This window comes from Paenibacillus sp. MZ03-122A (assembly GCF_024213325.1).
Taxonomy (GTDB): Bacteria; Bacillota; Bacilli; order Paenibacillales; family Paenibacillaceae; genus Paenibacillus; species Paenibacillus polymyxa_B.
Map to the genome: position 1 here is coordinate 524,633 of NZ_JANAVI010000002.1, position 23,216 is coordinate 547,848.

The window sequence follows — 23,216 nt, forward strand, 5'->3', positions numbered from 1 at the left end:
GTTTTCCGGTTTTTAGTTAAGTTCAGGAGTACGCTTCGCTCTTAACTGCAAATACATGTACAATACAAATACACATCACTAAGGAGGATTTTTAAAATGGGAGTTTGGGCATATATCGCAGCTGCAATCGCAGTAGGTTTGGGCGCTTTGGGCGCAGGTATTGGTAACGGTCTGATCGTAAGTAAAACAGTTGAAGGTATCGCTCGTCAGCCTGAAGCAAAAGCAACGTTGCAAACGGTAATGTTTATCGGTGTAGGTCTGGTCGAAGCCCTGCCAATCATCGGGGTCGTTCTGGCATTCATTTTCTACGCAGGTGCTTAATTGAATGGAAGCAAGGTTTGGCGGGGAAGGCACAGCCATCCGCGCCTTCTTTGTTCGTTTGAACATGAAAGATCCAGAACCGACGTTCACCGGAAAGGAGTGACTTCAATTGAGTTTTAATTGGACAAGTATCGTTTTCACTATCATTGCATTTTTGATCTTGTACTGGTTACTGACGCGTTATGCATTCGGCCCTCTCTTTTCCGTTATGGAGAAGCGCCGTCAGCTTGTATTGCAGCAAATGAATGAAGCGGCACAGACGCGTGAACAGGCTGCTGCTTATGTTGAGGAGCAAAAGCAGGCTCTCCAGCAGGCACGTAAGGAAGCGTACGACATTATTGAGCAGTCAAAACAAACAGGTAACAAGCAAGCGGAGCAAATTATTGTTCAGGCTAAAGACGAAGCTGTCCGCCTGAAAGACGAAGCTGTTCGTGAAATCACAAGCGAGCGTAATAAGGCGGTTGCCGAACTGCGCAGCGAAGTGGGTAAAGCTTCGGTACAAATTGCTTCCAAACTGATTCAAAAGGAAATCAAGGAAGACCAAGTCCAGGGAGAGCTTGTCGACCAATACCTTAAAGAGGTAGGAGGCAAAGCATGAGCCGGGATACGGTAGTTGCCAAACGGTATGCGAAAGCTTTGTTTGAAGTGGCAGAGCAAGAACAGACCATTATGGAAACCGAGCAGGAGCTACGTGCTTTTGTAGAGGCTGTATCGGGGGATACTGAAATCCGTAAATTCATTAATTCTCCTAACATTACGGAAGCGGTCAAGCTTCAAGTTCTGGCTAACAGTTTTGAAGGCAAGCTGTCTGCCTCGCTAATTAACACGATCAAGCTGTTGATTCAGCGTAGTAGAGCAGATTTGTTCGAATCTCTCCTTGCCGGATACCTCGATATTCAGGAATATAAGCTGGGGCTTGCTCATGCAAAGGTGTATTCGACTTATGCTTTAAGTGATCAGGAAAAAACAGCGGTAGCCGAGCAATTCGGAGCCCGTGAACATAAAACAATCCGCGTGGAAAATATAGTGGACCCGAGTCTGCTGGGCGGATTGAAAGTGGTTATCGGCGATACACTGTACGACGGCAGTCTGGCCGGCAAGCTGGATCGTCTCGAGAAATCCTTTAACAGACGAGTATAGAAGATAGGGGTGAACACACTTGAGTATCAAACCTGAGGAAATCAGTTCATTGATTAAAAGTCAGATTGAACAATATAAAAATGATATCGAGGTCGTTGAAGTCGGCACTGTTGTTGAAGTCGGCGACGGTATTGCCCGCGTCTACGGACTGGAAAAAGTTATGGCCGGTGAATTGGTTGAATTCGACACTGGCGTATTGGGCTTGGCGCTCAACGTGGAAGAAAGCAATGTCGGTGTTGTTATTTTGGGTCAATTCTCCGACATTCGTGAAGGCGGTCAAGTAAAACGTACAGGTCAGATCATGCAGGTCCCTGTAGGGGAAGCGCTGATCGGACGTGTAGTTAACCCACTGGGACAACCGGTAGACGGTAAAGGACCGATTGCTACAACAGAATTCCGTCCAGTTGAAAGTCAGGCTCCAGGTGTTATGGCCCGTAAATCGGTACATGAGCCTATGCAGACGGGGATTAAAGCTATTGATGCGATGGTTCCGATTGGTCGTGGTCAACGTGAGTTGATCATCGGTGACCGTCAAACAGGTAAAACTTCTATCGCAATCGATGCAATTTTGAACCAAAAAGGCAATGGCATGAAATGTATTTATGTCGCTATTGGTCAAAAACAATCCACGGTAGCTCAAGTTGTTGAAACATTGCGTCGTCACGGTGCGCTGGAATACACGATTGTCGTTACGGCATCTGCTTCCGAACCATCACCATTGCTGTACATTGCTCCTTACTCTGGCTGCGCCATGGGTGAGTATTTCATGTACAAAGGCGAGCATGTCCTTGTTGTTTATGATGACTTGACTAAACAAGCGTCAGCTTACCGGGAATTGTCCCTGTTGCTGCGTCGTCCACCGGGTCGTGAAGCTTATCCGGGTGACGTTTTCTATCTTCACTCTCGCTTGCTGGAACGTGCAGCGAAGCTGAATGATGAGTTGGGCGGCGGATCACTTACCGCATTGCCGTTCATCGAGACACAGGCTTCCGACGTTTCTGCATATATCCCAACTAACGTTATTTCCATCACGGATGGACAGATCTTCCTGGAAGCTGACTTGTTCTATGCAGGGCAACGTCCAGCGATCAACGTAGGTATTTCCGTATCTCGTGTAGGTGGTTCTGCTCAGATTAAAGCGATGAAAAAGGTAGCAGGTTCCCTGCGTCTGGATCTTGCTCAATATCGTGAGCTTCAAGCGTTCTCCCAATTCGGGTCCGACTTGGATAAATCCACAAAAGCCCGTCTGGATCGCGGCGCACGCATGATGGAAATTCTGAAACAGGGCGTTAACCAACCGCTTGCTGTAGAGCAACAAGTAGTGAGCTTGTATACTGCAGTAAAAGGCTTCCTTGATGATATCCCTGTAGCGGATGTAAAACGTTTTGAAAAAGACTTCCTGTCTTTCATGGTGTCTGACCATCAGGACGTGCTTCAATCTATCCGCGACACGAAAGACTTGGTGGCTGATAACGAAGCGGCTTTGAAGGCGGCTATCGAGAAATTCAAAAAATCATTCGCCACGTCGGTTTAATACATTGGAATTGCCTGTTTATGATGAAAGATGTCCTAAGGAAGCGTGCCCTCCGGGTTTTGGCTTCCTTGGCATGTTTTACCCTCTATAACAGGCCCTTTAACATATGTCCGGCTGGATTTGAATCTTACGAAGTGCTTAGACTTGGTCCAAGCTAAGCTAAGGGATTGCTTACGAAGTTAGCTTTGGCTTTGCTAGAGCTTAAAGGTGGTGAAATCATGGCAAAAGGTATGCGCGAGATTAAACGTCAGATTAAAAGTGTGCAGAGTACGAAACAGATCACGAAAGCGATGGAAATGGTCGCTGCATCCAAGCTGAGAAAAGCTCAGGACAAAGCGGAGTCGGCTCGTCCTTACTCAGAAAAGCTTAAGGAAGTTGTGAGTAGCATTGCTTCTGGAGCGAATAACATCAAGCATCCAATGCTGGAAACGCGTCCGGTTAAAAAGACTGCTTATCTCATCATTACATCTGATCGTGGTCTGGCTGGTGGTTATAACGCCAATATTTTGCGACAGGTTACGCAGACGATTGCTGAACGTCACCGTTCACAGGATGAATTTGTGATTTTCATCATTGGGCGAAAAGGACGGGATTATTTCAGACGTCGTGAATTTCCTATCGCTGAATCGGTAACAGATCTGTCAGATACACCTGCTTTTGCAGATATCAAAACAATTGCAAGCAAGGCTGTACAAGGCTTTGAACTTAAAGAATTTGATGAGCTTTATCTATGCTATAACCGCTTTGTCAACGCATTGACTCAAATTCCAACAGTTGACCGTCTGTTACCAATGGCAACACCGGATTCAGCTACAGCTTCATCCTCAATTAACTATGAGTATGAGCCTTCACCAGAAGGAGTGCTGGAAGTATTGCTGCCGCGTTACGCGGAAACGCTCATTTACGGCGCTTTGCTGGATGGTAAAGCTAGTGAACTGGGAGCGAAGATGACGGCGATGGGATCTGCTACGAAGAATGCTTCCAAGTTAATTGGTGAGCTTTCCTTGACCTATAACCGTGCTCGTCAAGCGGCTATTACCCAGGAAATTACGGAAATCGTTGCAGGGGCAAGCGCTCAGTCTTAATCAGGCTTGTTGCGACTGTTTTATAGCATGTCTACACTATTATGATAAATTGCGGGCGCAAAACAAATCAGAGTGGTTCGGATTTGCGGCTGTGCAAGCTTGTAGGAGGGAAACCAAAAGATGAACAAAGGACGCGTAGTGAGCATCATGGGTCCGGTTGTCGACGTTGAGTTCGAACGTGGACAGCTTCCGGAAATCCTGAATGCCATTCATATTGGGACTGTGCTGGAGAGCGGAGTCAAAATTGACCTGACGCTCGAAGCTTCAAAACATCTAGGTGACAACCGTGTGCGTTGTATTGCCATGTCTTCCACAGATGGTCTGGTTCGTGGAGCTGAAGCCATAGATCTGGGAGCACCTATTTCAGTACCTGTCGGCGAAGCTACTCTTGGACGCGTATTTAACGTACTTGGAACGCCAATTGATAATGGTGCTGATATGAGTGAAACGGCTAGAAATCCGATTCACCGTCAAGCTCCTTCTTTCGATGAGCTGACAACTCAAGCAGAGATGCTCGAAACAGGTATTAAAGTTATCGACTTGCTAGCTCCTTATGCCAAAGGTGGTAAAGTCGGATTGTTTGGTGGTGCTGGTGTAGGTAAAACCGTAACCATTCAAGAATTGATTAACAATATCGCTCAGGAGCATGGTGGTATTTCTGTATTTGCGGGTGTAGGTGAACGCACACGTGAAGGAAATGACTTGTATCATGAAATGAGAGATTCCGGCGTTATCAACAAAACAGCGATGGTGTTCGGACAAATGAACGAGCCTCCGGGTGCACGTTTGCGTGTAGCTCTCACAGGTCTGACGATGGCGGAATACTTCCGTGACCAAGAAGGCCGTGACGTGTTGCTCTTTATTGATAACATTTTCCGCTTTACTCAAGCGGGTTCTGAGGTTTCGGCCCTGTTGGGACGTATGCCTTCAGCAGTAGGTTACCAGCCTACGCTGGCTACTGAGATGGGTCAATTGCAAGAACGGATTACTTCTACTAAAAAAGGTTCTGTTACTTCCATTCAGGCGATCTATGTGCCTGCGGATGACTACACTGACCCGGCTCCTGCTACGACGTTTGCCCATTTGGATGCTACAACGAATCTGGAACGTAAAATTTCCGAAATGGGTATTTACCCGGCGGTTGATCCACTCGCATCAAGCTCCCGTATTTTGGCTCCAGACGTTGTGGGTGAAGAGCATTACAATGTAGCGCAAGGGGTAAAACAAATTTTGGCCCGCTACAATGAGCTTCAGGATATCATTGCGATCCTGGGTATGGACGAGCTGAGTGAAGAAGATAAAATGTTGGTAGCACGTGCACGTAAAATCCAGCGTTTCCTTTCTCAACCTTTCCACGTTGCCGAAGCATTTAACGGCTTCCCAGGTAAATATGTGCCGGTCAAAGAAACTGTACGAAGCTTCAAAGAAATTTTGGAAGGCAAGTATGACCATCTTCCAGAAGCGGCTTTCCTTTTTGTAGGAGCCATCGAAGAAGCAGTTGAAAAAGCTAAAACGTTGTAAACAACAGGCAAAGAATAGCCGAGCCTTACGAAGTGAGCTGTCTGTGGACAGCTTCCAGGAGGGATTCAAGTGAGCACGTATTTACTAGAGATTGTGACGCCGGAGCGCCTGGTCTATACAGAACAGGTAAACAGCATCAGTGTTCGCGGCTCGGAAGGCGATCTTGGGATTTTACCCGGACACCTTCCCTTGGTCACTCCCTTGAAGATTGCACCGATACGCATTAAAATCGGTGGTCAAACCGAAGTGATCGCGGTCAATGGGGGCTTTCTTGAAGTCCGCAAGGATAAAGTGGTCATTTTGGCTGAGAGTGCGGAACGTTCCGAAGAAATTGATGTGGAGCGTGCCCGTGCGGCAAGGGAGCGGGCAGAACTGCGGCTCCAGAGCAAACAGGAACAGATAGATCACCATCGGGCGGAAGTAGCTCTGCAACGGGCGCTTAACCGTTTAAATGCTACAAGCATCAGAACCAATAAGAATTAATATTGGATTTTAAGTGGAATTTTAAAAGGGTTCGGCATAGTATACGGATGGAACGACAAGGAGACCACTTCATAACTTCTGCCAAAGAATGTCCGGTAGAAGGTGAGGGAGAACCTTGCTTCCTTCGATCACTGTGATCGGGCCCTTTTTTTAGCTGTTATTACCAAATATACAGTCCTATTTCTTGCTCGGTTGCTAGGTATTTAGTACCTTTTAAATTCACGAAACAGAAGTGATTAATCACATTTTGTCGAAATAAATGTCCTAAAAGCAGAAATAGCACTGGCATATTAGGCGTTCGCCGAGTATTATAAAGAAGTCTGTGACGCAGATGGGAGGAATTATGGTTGAACGGGAAACAGCAATTGGCTGAACAGCTAAGTCAATCGGCGAGTATGACCGCGCTGATCTCCATGATCGTGTCGCTTATCTGTATAGCTTTAGCTTGGTGGGCTTTACAGAGCTTAAAGCTGGATTTGTTAATCCGGCAACCCAAAGGACCGCAGGGCAGATTGCTGCACTTATTTCTTGCTATAATCTTGGGACAGCTGGTTTCTGGGTTCCTGTTGAGCTACATCTCTTGGAGCCAGATGCTCTAGAATTTGTTTTAACATGAAGTAGGCGGGTTATATGACCTTATGACTGTGTCTCTGCGGGAATTGTCGAATAACATCGCGTCATATTGTTAACAATGGTAAACAAAAGAACCATAGATGTATAGCTGGCTGAATCAGTTAGAGTACAATGGTCATCAAGTACAAAAAACGCTTGTATACTTGTTTTAATCAGTGGTATGATGGCAGTTAGGGTATTAGTAAAACCTTGTTTTTTTATGTAATGAAAAAGCAAGGCATGAAAATAGCGGAATATGTTCTTTTTTTCCAGAATGGAAAAGGGAAATGACGCGCGGAGGGAACCATAGATGAGCAAATTTATCGTCCGCGGTGGCAACAGATTGACCGGGAGTGTCAAAGTCAGCGGAGCCAAAAATTCAGTTCTGCCGATCATCGCCGCTTCTCTGCTAGGAGAAGAAGGAGAAAGTGTTATTATTGATGCACCTCCTCTAGACGATGTGATGACCATTAGCAAAGTGCTGGAGTCCTTAGGAGCAGGCGTTACATACCAAGATGAGGTCATTCGTGTTGACGCGCGGAAGATAATTTCCTGTGAAGCCCCTTACGAGTGGGTTAGGAAAATGCGCGCATCATTCTTGGTTATGGGACCGCTGCTTACACGTTTGGGACGTACAAGAATCTCGCTTCCAGGCGGATGTGCAATCGGAACGCGACCAATTGATCAGCATTTAAAGGGTTTTGAGGCATTGGGCGCAGAGATTAGCCTGGGCCAAGGTTTTATTGAAGCTAAAAGTAACGGGCGTCTGCGTGGAGCTAAAGTTTATTTGGATGTAGCCAGCGTAGGAGCAACCGAGAATATTATGATGGCCGCTACTCTTGCTGAGGGCGTAACTACCATCGAGAATGCTGCTAAGGAACCTGAGATTGTTGATCTCGCAAATTTCCTGAATGGAATGGGTGCCAAAGTACGCGGTGCGGGCACGGGCGTTATTCGTATTGAAGGCGTCGAGAAGCTGCATGGTGTAAAACATACCGTCATTCCCGACCGGGTAGAAGCAGGTACTTATATGGTTGCTGCTGCGATCACAGGCGGGAACGTATATGTAGAAGGCGCAATATCCGATCATTTGGGACCGGTTATTTCCAAGATGGAAGAAATGGGTGTAACCATTCAACCTGATGAGAACGGAATTCGTGTCATTGCAGATAAGCCGTTAAAGGCCGTTGATGTTAAAACATTGCCTTATCCTGGTTTTCCTACCGATATGCAGTCTCAGATGATGGCACTTCAACTTGCCGCTGAAGGAACGAGCATTATTACGGAAACCGTGTTTGAAAATCGTTTCATGCATGTGGATGAATTTCATCTCATGAATGCCGAAATTAAGGTCGAAGGTCGTTCCGCCATTGTAACTGGTAATGCTAAGCTGACAGGTGCGAAAGTAACCTCTACAGATTTGCGTGCAGGTGCTGCGTTAATTCTGACCGGACTCATTGCAGAAGGTACAACGGAGGTATCCGGCGTACATCACATCGATCGCGGTTACGTTCATTTGGCTGAGAAGCTGACTGGATTGGGAGCGGACATTTACAGAGTGACCGTGGAAGAGTCCAAACTGGATCATTCACCCAGTACAGAGCGCGTAATGCCGGAAGAGACGTCGGGGAATCTGTTTAAGAAGATCCAGCCTTCCCTCGCCTAAGCCTTAACGTATGTAGCTTCATATTGCATAAGTATATTCTTGAACAATAAGGAACCAAGTCCGAAAGGGCTTGGTTTTTTGTTGTTTGCAGCCAGTCTTTTTTCATTCTTTCAGTTCTCTTAAAATGGTTCTATCAAAGTGGACGACTTCATATGATTGAAAATATCGGCTGGAGTATATCTATACTTCTAGCCGGACACTTAGCCCTTTGATGGAGGTTTCAGCCTATGAAAGATTCACAGGTTCGCATCCGTATACCCATTCATCATCCTAAGGAACATTGCCAGGCTTCACTTGCGGAGGAACGCTCTGGCTCTATAGCTACTTCGTTACAGAAAAATAAGCTTATGCAACAGCAGCCGGACACAAGAGGTACATTGCCGACTGGCGTCAAGCCCAATCGGCGTACAACAGCCGTGCCTTCCGCTGTGAACTCCGTTGATACGGCTCTGCCTATCGCTGGAGCAGCGGCCCATGACACACGCGCTGCAACCCCGCTGCAAGTGACGCTGCCGCACCTGCGTCCATCCGCCGGGCGTACCCCGCGCTGGGGCAGCAGACGCCCATGGCTACCATTCGCTGCCATGGCAGGGGTACTGGTGCTTGCCGTGGCTGTGCCCGCGCTAATGGCGTGGCCTCACCAGACGGCGCAGCCGTTGCCGCCGAGCAGTCGCACGGCAGCACCAGCTGCGCCTAGCGTGACGGCAAAGGGCGAGACGCCCGTCACGCGCTTGCCGGGCGTCCCGCCGATACCGGCGGTGCCGGCTGCTCCAGCGCGCAGCGTGCCGGTGGCGGCAGAGCCGGACGTGCGCGTGTACGTCACGTCTACCGGTCGCACGGAGACGTTACCGCTGGAGCAATACATTGTCGGCGTAGTAGCCGCCGAAATGCCGCCCAGCTTCGAGGGCGAGGCACTAAAAGCACAGGCTATTGCCGCGCGTACCTTCATTGCCCGACGTTTGCTGGCTGATGACACTAGCGGTGCGCCGGCGGGAGCAGATGTGACGGATACTGTTAAACATCAGGCTTATATCTCCAAAGCCAAACTTACTAGAGAATGGGGGCGTTCTGGTAAATCCGCAGAGCTGGCTAAAATTCAGCAGGCTGTACGAGACACCAAGGATACGATCATGGTATATGAGGGGAAGCCCATAACGGCATCTTTTTTTTCTACTAGCAATGGCTATACCGAAAATTCAGAGGATGTATGGGCGAAGGCAGTGCCCTATTTACGAAGTGTGTCAAGTCCATGGGACAAGCAGCTGGCCCCACGTTATACAGAAACCGTCACACTGAGTCGTCAGAGTGTGTTCGATAGATTGGGATTGAGTCGTACTGCAATTGCCGCCTCTACTGGAGGAGGAAGTATGCCAGAGATTCGTATACTCTCCAAGACGGAAGGACATCGCATCAAGAAGATTGAGGTTGGTGGCTCAATCTTTACAGGGCCGGAAATCCGTAACAAACTGGGGTTACGTTCGGCTGAGTTTACGTGGAAGGCTGAAGGGAATCGGATTGCTATAACAACCTATGGTTATGGTCATGGTGTTGGTATGAGTCAGTGGGGAGCCAATGGAATGGCCAAGGAAGGTCATACTGCCACTCAAATTCTCCTTCACTATTATACTGGCATTTCTTTTGCGCAAGCCTCTCGTATTCTAAGTTAGTAAATATTTCGAAACTTTGAAGTATAAAAGAGTTGCACCCGGTAACACTGGTTACTGAGGTGATGAGCAAATGAATGAACAAAATAAAAACCAGAACCAAAACCATGAAGAAACACCCAAAACCTTTCAGGGTGGAAGAGCTTCACGGCCGTCTTCGTGGAAAAAGCTGTTGTCCAAAAGGTGGGCATACCCGGCAGCCTACATTGCCGCAGCAGCCATTATACTAACCTTAGTGTGGGTCTATCAGGATGCCAGCCAGAAGTCTTTCAAACCTGACCCAGCTAGTCCATCGGTACAAAGCACAAGTGCTGTGAATACCGATGTTAACGGACAACAGCCAGAAAGCGTGGAAGTAGTTGCCCAGTCGGAAAATATCGCATGGCCAGTGGCAGATGCTGGCGCAGTACAGGTCGTAAAGCCGTTCTTTGATGAGAACGCAACAGCTGATGAGCAGGCGGCAGCTATGGTAGAGTACGATAAAACATTTACGGCTAACACTGGAATTGATCTTTCCCGGGCCGACGATCAGGCGTTTGAAGTGAGAGCCGCCCTGAGTGGCAAAGTATCTCGTGTAGAACAACATCCGCTGGTAGGTAATGTCGTAGAAATCACGCATGATAATAATCTCAAAACGGTGTACCAAAGCTTGAGTGATCTGAAAGTAAAAGAAGGCGATCAAGTGAAACAAAACGATGTGATTGCTTCAGCGGGTCGTAACGAGCTTGAAAAGGATTTGAAAACACATCTGCATTTTGAAGTGTATCAGGATGACAAGCCGGTGAATCCAGCAGGTCTGCTTCCTAAAAAATAAATTTGGTCATGGCTTTGCATGCAAAGCGGGGAATCCATATTCCCTGCTTTTTTCTTGTGTAGTTTTTGTGCATAAGGTAAACATAAGCTGCTTTTGCCAAATAAATAGGCCTTCCGAAGCATGTCTTCCCGCCAAACCGCGAATATATAGGCACGCTCCTCATATAATGTACCAAACTATCCACAGTAGGGAGGCGGGAGCGTGCACGATTACATCAAGGAACGGACCATCAAAATCGGTCGCTGTATCGTGGAAACAAGGAATACGGTCCGTACGATTGCCAAGGAATTTGGTGTCTCCAAGAGCACGGTGCATAAAGATCTGACCGAACGGCTGCCTGAAATCAACCCGGATCTTGCCGATCAGGTGAAGCACATTCTCGAATACCATAAATCCATCCGCCATCTAAGGGGAGGAGAAGCGACGAAAATTAAGTACAAAAAAACGAGTGGCAAACGAAGGGAGATCCTCGTTTCCGGCAAGTCCTAAAAATATATAGTGAATTGGCTGGCAAAGCCATTGAATCAACCCCCTGAAGTATGATATGTTAAAAGATGGTACAAGACGAAAAATGACATGTAACCGTAGGTTTATACATATATTTGCCGCTTCTTGTCGAATCTTAGCTTTTAAAATATCACTTTGGGGGCCTTTTTAATATGTTCAGTAATGATATCGGTATCGATCTCGGTACGGCCAACGTGCTTATCCACGTCAAAGGGAAGGGGGTTGTTCTTGACGAACCTTCCGTTGTCGCGATAGAAAGCGATACAAAAAGAGTTCTGGCTGTCGGAGAGGAAGCGCGCCGTATGGTGGGACGTACTCCTGGTAATATCATAGCCATCCGTCCATTACGTGATGGTGTCATCGCCGATTTTGAAGTAACAGAAGCGATGTTAAAATATTTTATCAATCGGGTAGGGGGAAAAAGCTGGTACAGCCACCCTCGTATTCTAATTTGTGCGCCGACGAACATTACCTCAGTGGAGCAAAAAGCGATTCGTGAAGCGGCGGAGCGTAGCGGGGCCAAGGAAGTATTTTTGGAGGAAGAACCAAAAGCGGCTGCCATCGGGGCAGGAATGGATATTTTTGAGCCTAGCGGCAACATGGTAGTGGATATTGGTGGCGGAACGACTGACGTTGCAGTCCTCTCTATGGGGGATGTCGTAACAGCTTCTTCCATTAAAATGGCAGGGGATAAATTTGATACAGCCATCATGAAATATGTAAAAACGAAGTACAAGCTTTTGATCGGGGAACGTACGGCTGAGGATATCAAGATTGCTATCGGAACCGTGCATCCGAGCGGACGGCGTGCAGAAATGGACATCCGTGGACGGGATATGGTATCCGGATTGCCCAAAACGTTAAGTATTTCTGCGGATGAAGTGCAGGATGCGCTTAGAGATCCTGTGTCGGCGATTGTTGCTGCGGCCAAGTTTGTATTGGAGCAGACCCCACCGGAACTGTCAGCTGATATTATTGACCGTGGTGTTATTTTGACTGGTGGCGGTGCCTTGCTTAGTGGATTGGACGAGCTGCTTGCTGAAGAGCTGCGTGTTCCGGTACTGGTTGCCGAAGATCCGATGCATTGTGTCGTTAAAGGTACAGGAATTATGCTGGATAATTTGGATCATGTGGTTAAGAAAAAGTTCTAATCTGCCGATAGTGACTATAAGAGACTCGTGTGCGGTCAGACAGGTTGCCTGCCTCCGCGCGAGCATATGATTTTAGCAGAGTATAGGATTGGGGTGCACCATACATGTTGAGAGGTTTATATACTGCGGCCGCCGGATTGATGACACAACAACGACGCCATGACACCGTGACGCAAAATATTGCTAATATGAATACGACGGGATACAAACAGGAGAACAGTGTTCAGCGTTCTTTCCCCGAGATGCTTATTTCCATGACGGGTGGTAACCCTGATAACCCGGACCGTACGGTCGGCAAGCTCAATACTGGCGTTTTTGCTGAGGAAAGCCTCTCCCCTTACATTCAGGGAGCATTAAAGGACAGTGGACAAGCGACGGATTTCGCGATACAGTCCAATATTAATGTGAACGACCCAGCTACTGGTCAACCTATGGCTTTTGATCAGGCAGGGAAATTCATCAATGCTAACGGTGAAGTCACCTACCGTCCAGAAGCGTTTTTTACGGTGCGGGACAGTAATGGTAACGTTCGTTATACACGTGATGGACATTTTCAAGTAAATGGAGCAGGAGCATTGCTTTCATCGACTGGCTCAGCGGTGCTGGATACGAATGGAAAGCCAATTCAGTTGACGGGGGCTGTCTCAGCGCTTAAAGTAAATGAGCGGGGCGAATTGGTAGATAGCCAGTCCAACCAGACGTTAGGGACGACGCTCGGTATTAGTGTCATTGATCGTCCGTACCAGCTCGTTCGTGAGGGCAATGGAAATTTCCGCCTGAATGATACGGACGGTGCTACAGCTAGAATGATGACCGCTAATGACGCTGTATCCGTTCGTCAAGGTTATCTGGAGGTATCTAATGTAGATGCTTCACAGTCGATGGTGGATATGATGGCTGCGTTAAGAGCGTATGAGGCGAATCAGAAGGTAATTCAATTTTATGATAAAAGCTTGGACAAGGCCGTTAATGAAGTAGGCCGTGTATAACAGGGGGTAAGTGATGAACAACTCCATGATTGGCGCAATGGTATCTATGGCCAGTGTGCAGCAGCGTTTGGATTTAATTGCCGATAATATTGCTAATATCAATACAGTTGGTTATAAGAGTAAACAGGGTTCCTTTGAAGATGTACTGGCCAATGTGCAGCAACAGCCTTCAACGTATCTCCAAAATGGACGAGCCATGCCGCTCGGCTATAATTTGGGCTACGGAGTTAAAACGGCCGCAATCATGAAAAATATGGAGCAAGGTCCGCTCAAGGAGACGGGACTTCCTACCGATCTGGCGATTCAAGGTAATGCCATGTTTGAAGTCCAGGGGAATGGGCAAAAAGCTTGGACCCGTGACGGTAGCTTTCATTTTGTTCCTGATCCGAATGATAGTGCGACGATGATGTTGACCACTGCTGAAGGTTATTCCGTGCTGGATAACAATGATGTTCCTGTGACTGCTCCAGCGGGTTCCAAGGTGGCTATTAACTCGGATGGCGAATTGCTGATTCGTGCTAATGGAACTGGGGCTCCGACAGTTGGTCAGAGAATCAAGCTAATGGATGTACAGCGTCCAGAAGGACTGGAACAGCGGGATGATAACCTATTCGTGTTGTTGAATGGTGTAACAGAGGCAAATGTATTCGGAGCAGCAGGTGTGGCAGGTGCTGTTCCAGCGGACGTATCTGTGCGTTCCGGTTATCTTGAGGAATCTAATGTGGATTTAGCGGGCGAAATGACGGATATGATGCAAGTTCAGCGGATGTATCAAATGGCGGCACGGGCACTAACTTCTAGCGATACGATGATGAACCTGGCCAACAATCTGAGGGCTTAAGGATTTGGTGATGAAAGAAGAACAATCTGATTCCCGTCCGGTGCCTGAAAAGACGAAATCCCGCTGGCGTACTGCTCGTTATTTCATAGTTCCGTTGCTGCTCCTGTTATCACTGTTAGGCGGCTTAATTGCAGGATATGTAATTGTAGGTAAGCAAGGGTTGTCAGGCGTGTTCGAGTGGAAGACCTGGCAGCATGTCATTGATCTTATATTTGCGCCTTAGTTTACTTTAAATGAGTGGGGGCGGGAAAAGTCGCTCCGCGAATGATTTGATCTTACGATCGCTGTTGCAGCGGGATTTTCTTATTTTATAAATTATTCAGATGTAAAAATCCCGTTGCAAAGGCGAACGCTCGCGCTTCTCCAGATTCAAATCCTTCGCTCCGCTGCTACCCGCCATCAGGGCCACTTTTATTAAAATAAACCACCCGCCAATTTGTGTGGGTAGTATATAACAAAACCCTGTGCCAGTGGCGCAGGGTTTTGTTATGCTTTTAAGGGAGGGGCCTCCAGCGTAGCACGCATGGATTGTGGCCAATGAAGGTCATCACAGAGGCCTTCAGTTTTCTCTGCCCTTCACGGTAAGCGAGCATTATTGAAGCTTGCTTTCTTTTTGAGCCAAAAGTAACTCGGCGGAGGGGATGGAATCGTTCTGAAGAAGCGATAGCGTTCGCCTTTAACCTCGGATTTTACCCTTGAATTCTTATACATTGAAAAAATCCGAGGTTAACAGCGATCGGAAGAATGATCCATTCCCGCAGCCCGTCCCCCTTTGCTCAATTGAATCTCCGCTTCACCCCATAATAGGAGCACCCAATATGGTACTTCCGCGTAATTTTCTTTTTGCATCTGTTAACTGTATAATGATGGGGAAGTTTATAACACTGCGGGGTAAAACCAAGCACGGGCAAAAGGGCTTCTTCGCGCCTCAGGTTGCATAACCGGCGGAAAAAGCCCCTTATCTCAACCTCCACTTCTGCAGTAGGTGAAGGATATCTAACATTGTTGCCGTTATGAGCTGTTTTTATGCAGCGTAAGCGGGGTAATATTATGCTTGCAGTAACTCATGACTGATATAGAGTCAAACCTGCAAGCGGGAGGAGTTATTAAGGTAAATGGACAAATTGCAATTGGATGTTAATCAAATTCAGGAGATTATCCCACATCGAGCGCCTTTTTTATTGGTGGATCGTATTATTGAGCTGGAGGAAGGGAAAAGAGCAGTAGGCATTAAAAATGTAACGATGAATGAGCCTCATTTCATTGGACATTTTCCGGGGTATCCTGTTATGCCTGGTGTGTTGATCACTGAAGCACTGGCTCAAGTTGGGGCTGTTGCATTACTGCATCTAGAGAGCAATCGTGGCAAAATCGGGTTCTTGGCAGGGTTGGATGGTTTCCGTTTCCGTGGGCAGGTGGTTCCTGGGGATACACTGACGCTTGAAGTGGAAATCACTCGTTCCAAAGGCGCATTTGGCAAAGGGAAAGCTACGGCTAAAGTAGGCGATACGGTAGTAGCTGAGGGCGAAATTATGTTTGCTTTATCTGACCCTCCCCAATAATTAAAGCTCTGCCGACATAAGCACGACGTCTAAACCGAGTGCATGTGTACATAGAAATCCTGTTTTGACAACCCAAAAATGGAGAGGGGAAATTCCGTATGACGCAGTTGAGTAAAAAAGCACTAGAAGGCATTGAGAGCTGGCTGCAAGACCCTTATATTGATGAAGAGACCAAACAGGAGTTGCGCGCATTGGAAGGCAACGAGCAGGAACTGGAGGATCGCTTTTACAAAGAGCTGGAATTTGGTACAGGCGGTCTGCGTGGAGTGATCGGGGCAGGAAGTAACCGGATGAACCGTTACGTCATTGGACGTGCGACTCAAGGGCTGGCTCGCTATATTTTAGAACAGCATGCTGGTAAAGAAGGCAAGCCTTCGGTTGTCATTGCACATGATTCGCGTCATTTTTCACCAGAATTTGCTCTGGATGCAGCTTTGGTGCTGGCGGGCAATGGTATCGTAGCTAAGTTGTTCCCTTCCTTGCGTCCAACGCCACAGCTTTCGTTTAGTGTACGTCATTTGGGAGCCAGTGGAGGGATTGTTGTGACAGCGAGTCACAATCCTCCTGAGTATAATGGATACAAGGTATACAACGATGAAGGGGGTCAGCTTGTTCCAGATCAGGCTGAACAGGTAATTGGTTATATCCGCGAGGTTCCTTCGTTTGCCGACATTCGCAGTCTGACACGTGAGGAAGCAGAGGCACAGGGATTGTTGGTTTGGCTTGGAGAAGAGGAAGATGAAGCGTTTGTAGATACGGTAGCCAGTGTGAGTGTGAACCGTGAGCTGATTGCAGCCGGACCAGGCAAAAACTTCAAAGTTGTGTTTACACCTCTCCATGGAACTGGAAATGTACCGGTTCGCCGTGTGCTAGAGAAAATCGGTTTTGAACAGGTGCATATTGTGCCTGAGCAAGAGTTGCCAGATGCTGAATTTTCGACTGTCAAGTCGCCAAACCCAGAAGAACGTGATGCGTTTAAGCTGGCGATTGCGCTGGGTGAGAACATTGGTGCAGATCTGTTGATCGGAACAGACCCTGATGCTGACCGTATGGGTGCAGTTGTGAAAAACCGTGATGGCGAATATGTGGTATTGTCCGGTAATCAGTCTGGCGCGATCATGGTTTACTACTTGTTGAATCAACTGAAAGAAACAGGCAAGCTTCCGAATAATGGGGCTGTTATCAAAACCATCGTAACCAGCGAAATGGGTGCAGTCATTGCCGAACATTTTGGAGCAACCGTGTTTAACACGCTAACTGGCTTCAAGTATATTGGCGAGAAAATGAACCAATTTGACCAAACTGGCGAGTACGCCTACCTGTTTGGCTATGAAGAGAGCTATGGTTATTTGGCAGGGAATTATGCTCGCGATAAGGATGCTGTCTTGGCGGCTATGCTGATCGCTGAAGCTGCTGCTTATTACAGCACACAAGGTAAGACGCTCTATGATGTTTTACAAGAGCTGTACGAGCAGTTTGGCTACTTCCTTGAGAAGCTGGAGTCTCGTACCCTTAAGGGTAAGGATGGAGTGGCACAAATTCAGGGCAAAATGACCGATTGGCGTAGCAACGCGCCTCAAGAGATTGCAGGCGTGAAGGTAGACAAGGTACTGGACTACTCACAAGGTCTGGACGGACTTCCACAGGAAAATGTACTCAAATTCTTACTGGAGGACGGTTCGTGGTTTTGCCTGCGCCCTTCGGGCACAGAGCCGAAAATCAAAGTATACTTTGCGGTACGCGGTTCCTCGCTGGCAGACGCGGAGCAAAGAATCAGCCATCTGGTCGATGCTGTTATGGCTCGCGTAGACGCTTGAGAAAAATCCCTTTATAATAGAATAGGTTAAGGTAATTGGATAAGATATAGTAATCGGTGACCTCTCACGGCAAAGGGCAGTACGCCGTGGAGGTCATTTCTGTATTGCAGAATAACCTGGAAGAGGCTTTGGGAAAATAGGCTTATTCCGGCAACGGAGGATTTTGCAAAATTCAATGAGTGACCTACCAAAAGGCTGAGTATGGCGAGGTGGGCAGCATTGAATTTTGCAAAATCCCGAATATTAAGGAGGTTCTTTGGTGTATCAGAAATGGCAGTATTGGAATACGGCTTCTCGAAAATGGTTATGGATTTTGGTGGCTGTCGGCTTGCTGGCTTCCATTCCAGTCATCGCCGATCGTGTGAAGACAGAATCCTCGAGTAAAAAAGTAGAGATTGTATTCGATTATCGGGATTTGACAGAGGCAGCCTCGTATCAGGCTCACCCGCAGGACTATCTGAATGAGCAACTTGACCGCTTACAGCAAGCGGGTGTGAACAGCATGGCGATGTATGAAAGTACGTTGGATGATTTCCGTAAAGCGGGTCGCGTCGTAACCTATACAACTCAGAACGTTGCCGATATGGAAAAACGGCTTTCACCTGCAAATGAGAATTTTACGTATATTGTTTTCGCTGATAAAGAAAATGCCGAGGCATTAAAGCCGTTAATTTTACGTACGTTTACAAGCCTGGACATCAATGTAAAACCTTGGACTTATCAGGGACAGGAAGGGTTAGTTGTGGAAACATCTCCAGAGGATGCGTATCTCAAGCCCATGCAGCCTGACCCGATTGCGATGAAGCAGCTTCGGAGCAAAGGATTTTTTATTGTTCCACGGATGAGCGACAGTCTTCCTTACAACCAGGAGTTGACGGAAGAGATGCTTGCTTCCTTTCAGCAAAATGGTGTAAAACGCATTTTGTTTGAAGGTGATTCAGTCAAAGGCTTCACCGATAACGAGAAAGAGCATAGCCTAGCGGCATTTGCTAAATTGCTGAACAAATACGATATTGGCCTAGCTGCTATCGAAAACTTAAAAAAACCGCAAGCAGGCTTCAATAAGCTCGCTTACGATATCCACTATAATGTTGTGCGTTTATACTCATTGAGTGATAAAGATTCAACGCTCGATGTTGAAACGTTGGCCGATCGTTTTGCATTGGCCACCAAGGACCGTAATATTCGCATGTTGTATCTGAATACCGCGCCTAGCCGTAGTATTGCTGAAGCCAAGGTGAAGGATTCGGTAGATAACCTAATCCACAGCTTGGACAAGCCGGGTAACGCTGTACAACGGATGGAGAAAAAGGGGTTTGAACTCGGACAGGCTGAACCGTTCCAAGTCGTCGATTCGTCCATTCAGCGCTATCTGAAAATGGTTGTCGTACTAGGTGCACTGGCATTCTTCTCCATTATGGTGTCCTATTTCGTCCCGGCATTGACTTTGCTGGCATTTGCACTTGGTTTGGTAGGTTCAGCAGGACTTTATGTTTTGAACTCTAGCTTGATGGAGCAAGGCCTGGCCCTACTCGCAGCGATTAGCGGACCTACGGTTGCAATGATCATCGCTGTGCGTACGATTAGAATTAAACGTGAACAGGGTGCTGAACTTTCTGTAGGTCAGCGTTTGATTCAAACGTTTATACTGTACGTGCAGACGGCGATTTTGTCGCTGGCTGCGGTGCCTTTCGTTATTGCGCTGTTGAACAGTATTGCCTACAGCCTTGTGCTGAATCAATTTAGAGGTGTAAGCTTGCTTCACATTCTGCCGATCTTCTTGGCAGCGATATATATTTTCTTTTATCGTGGCGTTTCTATACGGGAGGAAATTTCCAAGCTGCTACGTACGCCGATTACTGTATTGTGGGTTATCGCACTGGCTGTTATCGCAGCCGCAGGTTATTACTATTTGACTCGTACCGGAAATGCGGGTACGGTGTCGAACACGGAGTTGGTCTTCCGGAACTTCCTTGAAAATGCGTTTGGTGTACGTCCGCGCAATAAGGAATTTTTGATGGCTCACCCACTGTTTATTGCAGGGGCATTCCTGGCTTTGAAATATCGCAAAGCAATCTATTTGCTGATTATAGCTGCTATTGGTCAAGCCTCTATGGTGGATACCTTTGCTCACATTCACTCTCCAGCGGCATTGTCGCTTAGTCGCGGGCTGTTAGGGTTGGGCTTGGGCCTGGTGCTGGGAATCATCGCAATTGTCGTGTGGCAAGTGCTGGAAGGGTGTTGGAAGAAATGGTCACCACAGCTCAAACGATAATCATCTCGGGTTATTACGGCTTTAACAATAGTGGAGATGAGGCGGTGCTTAAGTCGATTTTGACAGCTTTAGAGGAGGAGAGTCGTCAGGCGGGGATTACAATCAAGCCTGTTGTTCTGTCTTCTGACCCCGCTTGGACACAGAAAATGTACGGAGTAGAAGCTGTACCACGGATGAGTCTGGGGGAAGTTCGTAGAGCGATTAAAAACAGCGATGGGCTAATAAGTGGCGGCGGTAGTTTGCTCCAGGATGCAACAAGCCCTAAAAGTATTCCGTATTATCTGGCGATTCTGAAACTGGCCCAATGGGCTGGAAAACCGACGTTTGTATATGCTCAGGGCATTGGTCCGGTACAACGGAAGATATTTTATCCTATGATCCGTTCTGTGTTTCAGCGTTGTGAATATGTTTCTGTAAGAGATGAGCAGTCTGCCGCACTACTGGGTACTATGAAACTAAAAAACCCGGTTGTCGAAGTTGTTCCTGATCCGGTAATGGGGCTTCCATTGCCCTCGGGTTCCGAGCAACATAAAGCAGCAACTGAGACGGATAAGGATAAACTTCCGATCGTTGGTGTATCTGTACGTTACTGGGATAAGGAGCGTCGCGATTTAACGGCTATTGCGGACGGCTTGAAAAAATTAGCTGCTGAGCGCCGTGTACACTTACGCTTTTTACCTTTCCATCTGCCTGATGACGAGCAGGCTTCAAGGATGGTAATGGATTTGTTGGGGGATATTAGGGGGACGGGAAGCCTTGTCAGCATGTGCGATCAAGTCACCGATCCTCAACAGATGCTTTTGGAAGTCAGTCGTTGCAGTTTGATGATCGGGATGCGATTACACAGCTTGATCTATGCAGCATCCCACCAAGTGCCTCCGTTGGGGATATCCTACGATCCCAAAATTGATCATTTCCTCAGCCGTGTCGGTAGCCAGCCTGTAGGCACTACAGAGGCACTGGATGGACAAAAGCTGGCTAATGAGTCTATACGGTTGCTGGATCAGCGAAGTCAATGGATCGAGAGCCAGGGAGCGGCCATTGCTTTGTTAAAAAGTGAGGCTCGCTTACCGGCACAGCATATCGTTAATTACTTGTGTCGCAAAGGATGATGGATACAGTGACAGTTGATAAGGTTACGAATGTGCCTACCGTCCCGATTTTCGGTGTTCCGGTATCAAGGCTTAATATGAAAGATACATTAAAGGTATTAATTCAAGCAGTGGAGTCTCGCCAGCCCCATCAAGTGATCACTGCCAATCCGATTATGGTAATGGCTGCATTGGAAGATCCAGTGTACATGAATGTGATGAAAAAGGCAGAGTTGATTGTTCCAGATGGGACTGGCGTGGTCTGGGCTGCAAACTATGTAGGACATCCTGTGCCTGAGCGGGTAGCGGGCTTTGACTTGTTACATGAATTACTTGCAGCTGGAGAAAACTATCATTGGAAGGTTTATTTACTGGGATCAACATCTGAGGTGATTCAAGCGACCGCAAAGCGGGTACATGAGCTTTATCCCCGGATTACGGTTTGTGGCAAGCGTGATGGCTTTTTTGGACCTAAAGAGGATGAAGCGGTGATTGCAGCCATTCGTGAAGCAAATCCCGATTTGTTGTTTGTAGCACGTGGAGCGGACACACAGGAACCCTGGATTGGTAAATATAAGGAACAATTGGGTGTACCGGTGATGATGGGGGTTGGCGGTAGCTTCGATGTTATATCAGGCAGAACCAAACGCGCACCTAAATTGTTCCAAAAGCTACGGGCTGAATGGTTATATAGACTCCTCAAAGAGCCAAGCCGATACAAAAGAATGCTTGCGCTGCCGAAATTCGCCGCGAAAGTGATGCGCGAAAAAGAAAACGTCACAAAAGTGTGATAAATAGCTTGAATCTGCCTTCAAAACCCGCTAATTTGCCAGAATATGAAGCTTGGTATTTATTTTTGATCAGAGTATAATTCAATGCGGTTACATCTGAAAAGGGATTGCTTTAAAATTGGGGGTCGAATGATCAAATGTTATTGATCTATATTATTGGGTTCATCATGGCACTGGGACTTGCGCTGTTACTGACACCGCTCGTCAAGAAATTCGCTGTGAAGGTTGGAGCCGTCGATGTACCGAATGCCCGAAAAGTACATACCCGAATTATGCCGCGTCTTGGCGGACTGGGGATTTTCTTGGCATTTCTGTTGTCCTTATTGGCGGTGTTACCTTTTGTGCCTGACGGAATGCTGTCCTCTCGGGATATTAACTTTATCGCAGCCTTTCTGATTGGCGGCACGCTGATTACACTGATTGGTGCTCTCGATGATCGTTTTGATCTCAATGCAAAATTGAAATTTTTGGCTCAAATTGCCGTTGCGTGTATGGTCGTGTTTGCTTTTGATATTCGTGTAGATTTTGTAAATGTACCTTTTCAGGATGCATACTCATCTTTGGAAAGCTGGATTTCCATTCCGCTTACGATTTTCTGGATCGTAGGTGTAACGAATGCCATCAATTTGATTGACGGCCTGGATGGACTGGCTGCAGGTGTCTCAGGAATTGCGATTGGGACTATCTTTGTGATGTCGGTATTGATGGGCAATTACATGGTAGCTATGCTTTGTCTTGTACTGCTGGGCAGTATTATCGGATTTTTATTTTTCAACTTTCATCCTGCGAAAATATTTATGGGTGATACAGGGTCATTATTTTTAGGTTTCTGTCTGGCCATGCTATCCATGCTTGGTTTCAAGCAAATTGCTATCGTATCTTTTATTACGCCATTGATTATTATCGGTGTACCTTTGTCAGATACATTCTTTGCTATCATTCGTCGCAAGTTGCAGAAAAAACCGATTTTCTCTCCGGATAAAGGTCATTTGCATCACTGCTTACGCGAACTAGGTTTCAGTCACAGACAGACGGTGTTGATTATCTACGGTATTGCTGCATTTTTCGGTGTATTGGCCGTGATTCAATCGTCTGCTGCGCTCAATGAAGCGAACTGGGTCACCTTTGTCGTGATTTGTATTATGATGTTCTTCCTACAGATTGGTGCAGAGGTTATTGGTCTTGTTGGCAAAACCAAACGCCCAGTTATAAACACACTGATTCGGTTGCTGGCTAAGCCAGATTCCCAAACGCGTTCGAAATTATAATTTTAATTTAAAAGTAAGCCTTCAAGCTTGGCGGTATACCGCGGGTTTGAAGGCTTTTTTGATGTTTGCTGTAAAAAAAATCCC

General features: G+C 47.0%; 22 protein-coding genes. All 22 read left to right on the top strand.

All coding sequences use genetic code 11. The features are described from left to right. Positions 1-96 precede the first annotated feature (96 nt). Positions 97-321 (top strand): F0F1 ATP synthase subunit C, encoded by a 225-nt coding sequence (gene atpE, locus NLX74_RS06420; protein WP_007432750.1) that lies wholly within the window; start codon positions 97-99, stop codon positions 319-321. A gap of 109 nt (positions 322-430) precedes the next feature. Continuing rightward, entirely contained in the window at positions 431-919 is a 489-nt protein-coding gene (gene atpF, locus NLX74_RS06425) for a F0F1 ATP synthase subunit B (RefSeq protein ID WP_069290542.1), read from the top strand. Next, entirely contained in the window at positions 916-1,461 is a 546-nt protein-coding gene (locus tag NLX74_RS06430) for a F0F1 ATP synthase subunit delta (RefSeq protein WP_250266823.1), read from the top strand. The genes atpF and NLX74_RS06430 overlap by 4 nt, the downstream gene beginning before the upstream one ends. Before the next feature lie 19 nt (positions 1,462-1,480). Then, on the top strand, positions 1,481-2,995 hold the full coding sequence (atpA, locus tag NLX74_RS06435) for a F0F1 ATP synthase subunit alpha (protein WP_013312325.1): 1,515 nt from the start codon (positions 1,481-1,483) through the stop codon (positions 2,993-2,995). Between the two features lie 218 nt (positions 2,996-3,213). Next, on the top strand, positions 3,214-4,080 hold the full coding sequence (gene atpG / locus NLX74_RS06440) for an ATP synthase F1 subunit gamma (protein ID WP_254328251.1): 867 nt from the start codon (positions 3,214-3,216) through the stop codon (positions 4,078-4,080). A gap of 120 nt (positions 4,081-4,200) precedes the next feature. Continuing rightward, the gene (atpD, locus tag NLX74_RS06445) at positions 4,201-5,601 is read left to right on the top strand and encodes a F0F1 ATP synthase subunit beta (RefSeq protein WP_013312323.1); all 1,401 of its coding nucleotides are present in this window, start codon (positions 4,201-4,203) and stop codon (positions 5,599-5,601) included. Between the two features lie 69 nt (positions 5,602-5,670). Then, positions 5,671-6,084 carry a F0F1 ATP synthase subunit epsilon gene (locus NLX74_RS06450; protein ID WP_013312322.1) on the top strand — a complete coding sequence of 138 codons (414 nt, stop codon included), beginning with the start codon at positions 5,671-5,673 and terminating at the stop codon, positions 6,082-6,084. 347 nt (positions 6,085-6,431) lie between these two features. After that, entirely contained in the window at positions 6,432-6,683 is a 252-nt protein-coding gene (locus NLX74_RS06455) for a DUF1146 family protein (protein ID WP_013373430.1), read from the top strand. Between the two features lie 323 nt (positions 6,684-7,006). Continuing rightward, on the top strand, positions 7,007-8,362 hold the full coding sequence (gene murA / locus NLX74_RS06460) for a UDP-N-acetylglucosamine 1-carboxyvinyltransferase (RefSeq protein WP_104497760.1): 1,356 nt from the start codon (positions 7,007-7,009) through the stop codon (positions 8,360-8,362). Between the two features lie 227 nt (positions 8,363-8,589). Then, positions 8,590-10,029: a stage II sporulation protein D gene (gene spoIID, locus NLX74_RS06465; protein WP_254328252.1), complete on the top strand. Its 1,440-nt coding sequence runs from the start codon at positions 8,590-8,592 to the stop codon at positions 10,027-10,029. 70 nt (positions 10,030-10,099) lie between these two features. Next, positions 10,100-10,840 carry a M23 family metallopeptidase gene (locus NLX74_RS06470; protein ID WP_190298128.1) on the top strand — a complete coding sequence of 247 codons (741 nt, stop codon included), beginning with the start codon at positions 10,100-10,102 and terminating at the stop codon, positions 10,838-10,840. 201 nt (positions 10,841-11,041) lie between these two features. Continuing rightward, positions 11,042-11,329 carry a sporulation transcriptional regulator SpoIIID gene (spoIIID, locus tag NLX74_RS06475; RefSeq protein WP_007432737.1) on the top strand — a complete coding sequence of 96 codons (288 nt, stop codon included), beginning with the start codon at positions 11,042-11,044 and terminating at the stop codon, positions 11,327-11,329. 170 nt (positions 11,330-11,499) lie between these two features. Further along, positions 11,500-12,498, top strand: a complete 999-nt coding sequence (mreB, locus tag NLX74_RS06480; RefSeq protein WP_023990703.1) for a rod shape-determining protein — start codon at positions 11,500-11,502, stop codon at positions 12,496-12,498. A 104-nt stretch (positions 12,499-12,602) separates the two neighbouring features. Further along, positions 12,603-13,487, top strand: a complete 885-nt coding sequence (locus NLX74_RS06485; RefSeq protein WP_061831647.1) for a flagellar hook-basal body protein — start codon at positions 12,603-12,605, stop codon at positions 13,485-13,487. A gap of 13 nt (positions 13,488-13,500) precedes the next feature. Further along, positions 13,501-14,328, top strand: coding sequence for a flagellar hook-basal body protein (locus tag NLX74_RS06490; RefSeq protein WP_025724236.1), 828 nt, complete (start codon positions 13,501-13,503; stop codon positions 14,326-14,328). Positions 14,329-14,338: 10 nt separating this feature from the next. Next, positions 14,339-14,551 (top strand): DNA-directed RNA polymerase subunit beta, encoded by a 213-nt coding sequence (locus tag NLX74_RS06495; RefSeq protein ID WP_061831651.1) that lies wholly within the window; start codon positions 14,339-14,341, stop codon positions 14,549-14,551. An 892-nt stretch (positions 14,552-15,443) separates the two neighbouring features. Then, the gene (gene fabZ, locus NLX74_RS06500) at positions 15,444-15,890 is read left to right on the top strand and encodes a 3-hydroxyacyl-ACP dehydratase FabZ (RefSeq protein WP_013312312.1); all 447 of its coding nucleotides are present in this window, start codon (positions 15,444-15,446) and stop codon (positions 15,888-15,890) included. A 98-nt stretch (positions 15,891-15,988) separates the two neighbouring features. Then, the gene (locus NLX74_RS06505) at positions 15,989-17,707 is read left to right on the top strand and encodes a phospho-sugar mutase (protein WP_254328253.1); all 1,719 of its coding nucleotides are present in this window, start codon (positions 15,989-15,991) and stop codon (positions 17,705-17,707) included. A gap of 259 nt (positions 17,708-17,966) precedes the next feature. Next, positions 17,967-19,982: a DUF5693 family protein gene (locus tag NLX74_RS06510; protein ID WP_254328254.1), complete on the top strand. Its 2,016-nt coding sequence runs from the start codon at positions 17,967-17,969 to the stop codon at positions 19,980-19,982. Then, positions 19,958-21,094: a polysaccharide pyruvyl transferase CsaB gene (csaB, locus tag NLX74_RS06515; RefSeq protein ID WP_254328255.1), complete on the top strand. Its 1,137-nt coding sequence runs from the start codon at positions 19,958-19,960 to the stop codon at positions 21,092-21,094. The genes NLX74_RS06510 and csaB overlap by 25 nt, the downstream gene beginning before the upstream one ends. An 8-nt stretch (positions 21,095-21,102) precedes the next feature. After that, on the top strand, positions 21,103-21,864 hold the full coding sequence (locus tag NLX74_RS06520; protein WP_254328256.1) for a WecB/TagA/CpsF family glycosyltransferase: 762 nt from the start codon (positions 21,103-21,105) through the stop codon (positions 21,862-21,864). Positions 21,865-22,001: 137 nt separating this feature from the next. Next, on the top strand, positions 22,002-23,132 hold the full coding sequence (locus NLX74_RS06525; protein WP_013312307.1) for a glycosyltransferase family 4 protein: 1,131 nt from the start codon (positions 22,002-22,004) through the stop codon (positions 23,130-23,132). Positions 23,133-23,216 lie beyond the last annotated feature (84 nt).

Excerpts from the sequence above, each read along its gene's own strand:
- atpE (WP_007432750.1), top strand. The coding sequence starts at position 97 with ATGGGAGTTTGGGCATATATCGCAGCTGCAATCGCAGTAGGTTTGGGC.
- NLX74_RS06430 (WP_250266823.1), top strand. The coding sequence starts at position 916 with ATGAGCCGGGATACGGTAGTTGCCAAACGGTATGCGAAAGCTTTGTTT.
- atpG (WP_254328251.1), top strand. The coding sequence starts at position 3,214 with ATGGCAAAAGGTATGCGCGAGATTAAACGTCAGATTAAAAGTGTGCAG.
- atpD (WP_013312323.1), top strand. The coding sequence starts at position 4,201 with ATGAACAAAGGACGCGTAGTGAGCATCATGGGTCCGGTTGTCGACGTT.
- murA (WP_104497760.1), top strand. The coding sequence starts at position 7,007 with ATGAGCAAATTTATCGTCCGCGGTGGCAACAGATTGACCGGGAGTGTC.
- spoIID (WP_254328252.1), top strand. The coding sequence starts at position 8,590 with ATGAAAGATTCACAGGTTCGCATCCGTATACCCATTCATCATCCTAAG.
- NLX74_RS06470 (WP_190298128.1), top strand. The coding sequence starts at position 10,100 with ATGAATGAACAAAATAAAAACCAGAACCAAAACCATGAAGAAACACCC.
- mreB (WP_023990703.1), top strand. The coding sequence starts at position 11,500 with ATGTTCAGTAATGATATCGGTATCGATCTCGGTACGGCCAACGTGCTT.
- NLX74_RS06485 (WP_061831647.1), top strand. The coding sequence starts at position 12,603 with ATGTTGAGAGGTTTATATACTGCGGCCGCCGGATTGATGACACAACAA.
- NLX74_RS06490 (WP_025724236.1), top strand. The coding sequence starts at position 13,501 with ATGAACAACTCCATGATTGGCGCAATGGTATCTATGGCCAGTGTGCAG.
- NLX74_RS06495 (WP_061831651.1), top strand. The coding sequence starts at position 14,339 with ATGAAAGAAGAACAATCTGATTCCCGTCCGGTGCCTGAAAAGACGAAA.
- fabZ (WP_013312312.1), top strand. The coding sequence starts at position 15,444 with ATGGACAAATTGCAATTGGATGTTAATCAAATTCAGGAGATTATCCCA.
- NLX74_RS06505 (WP_254328253.1), top strand. The coding sequence starts at position 15,989 with ATGACGCAGTTGAGTAAAAAAGCACTAGAAGGCATTGAGAGCTGGCTG.
- csaB (WP_254328255.1), top strand. The coding sequence starts at position 19,958 with ATGGTCACCACAGCTCAAACGATAATCATCTCGGGTTATTACGGCTTT.
- NLX74_RS06525 (WP_013312307.1), top strand. The coding sequence starts at position 22,002 with ATGTTATTGATCTATATTATTGGGTTCATCATGGCACTGGGACTTGCG.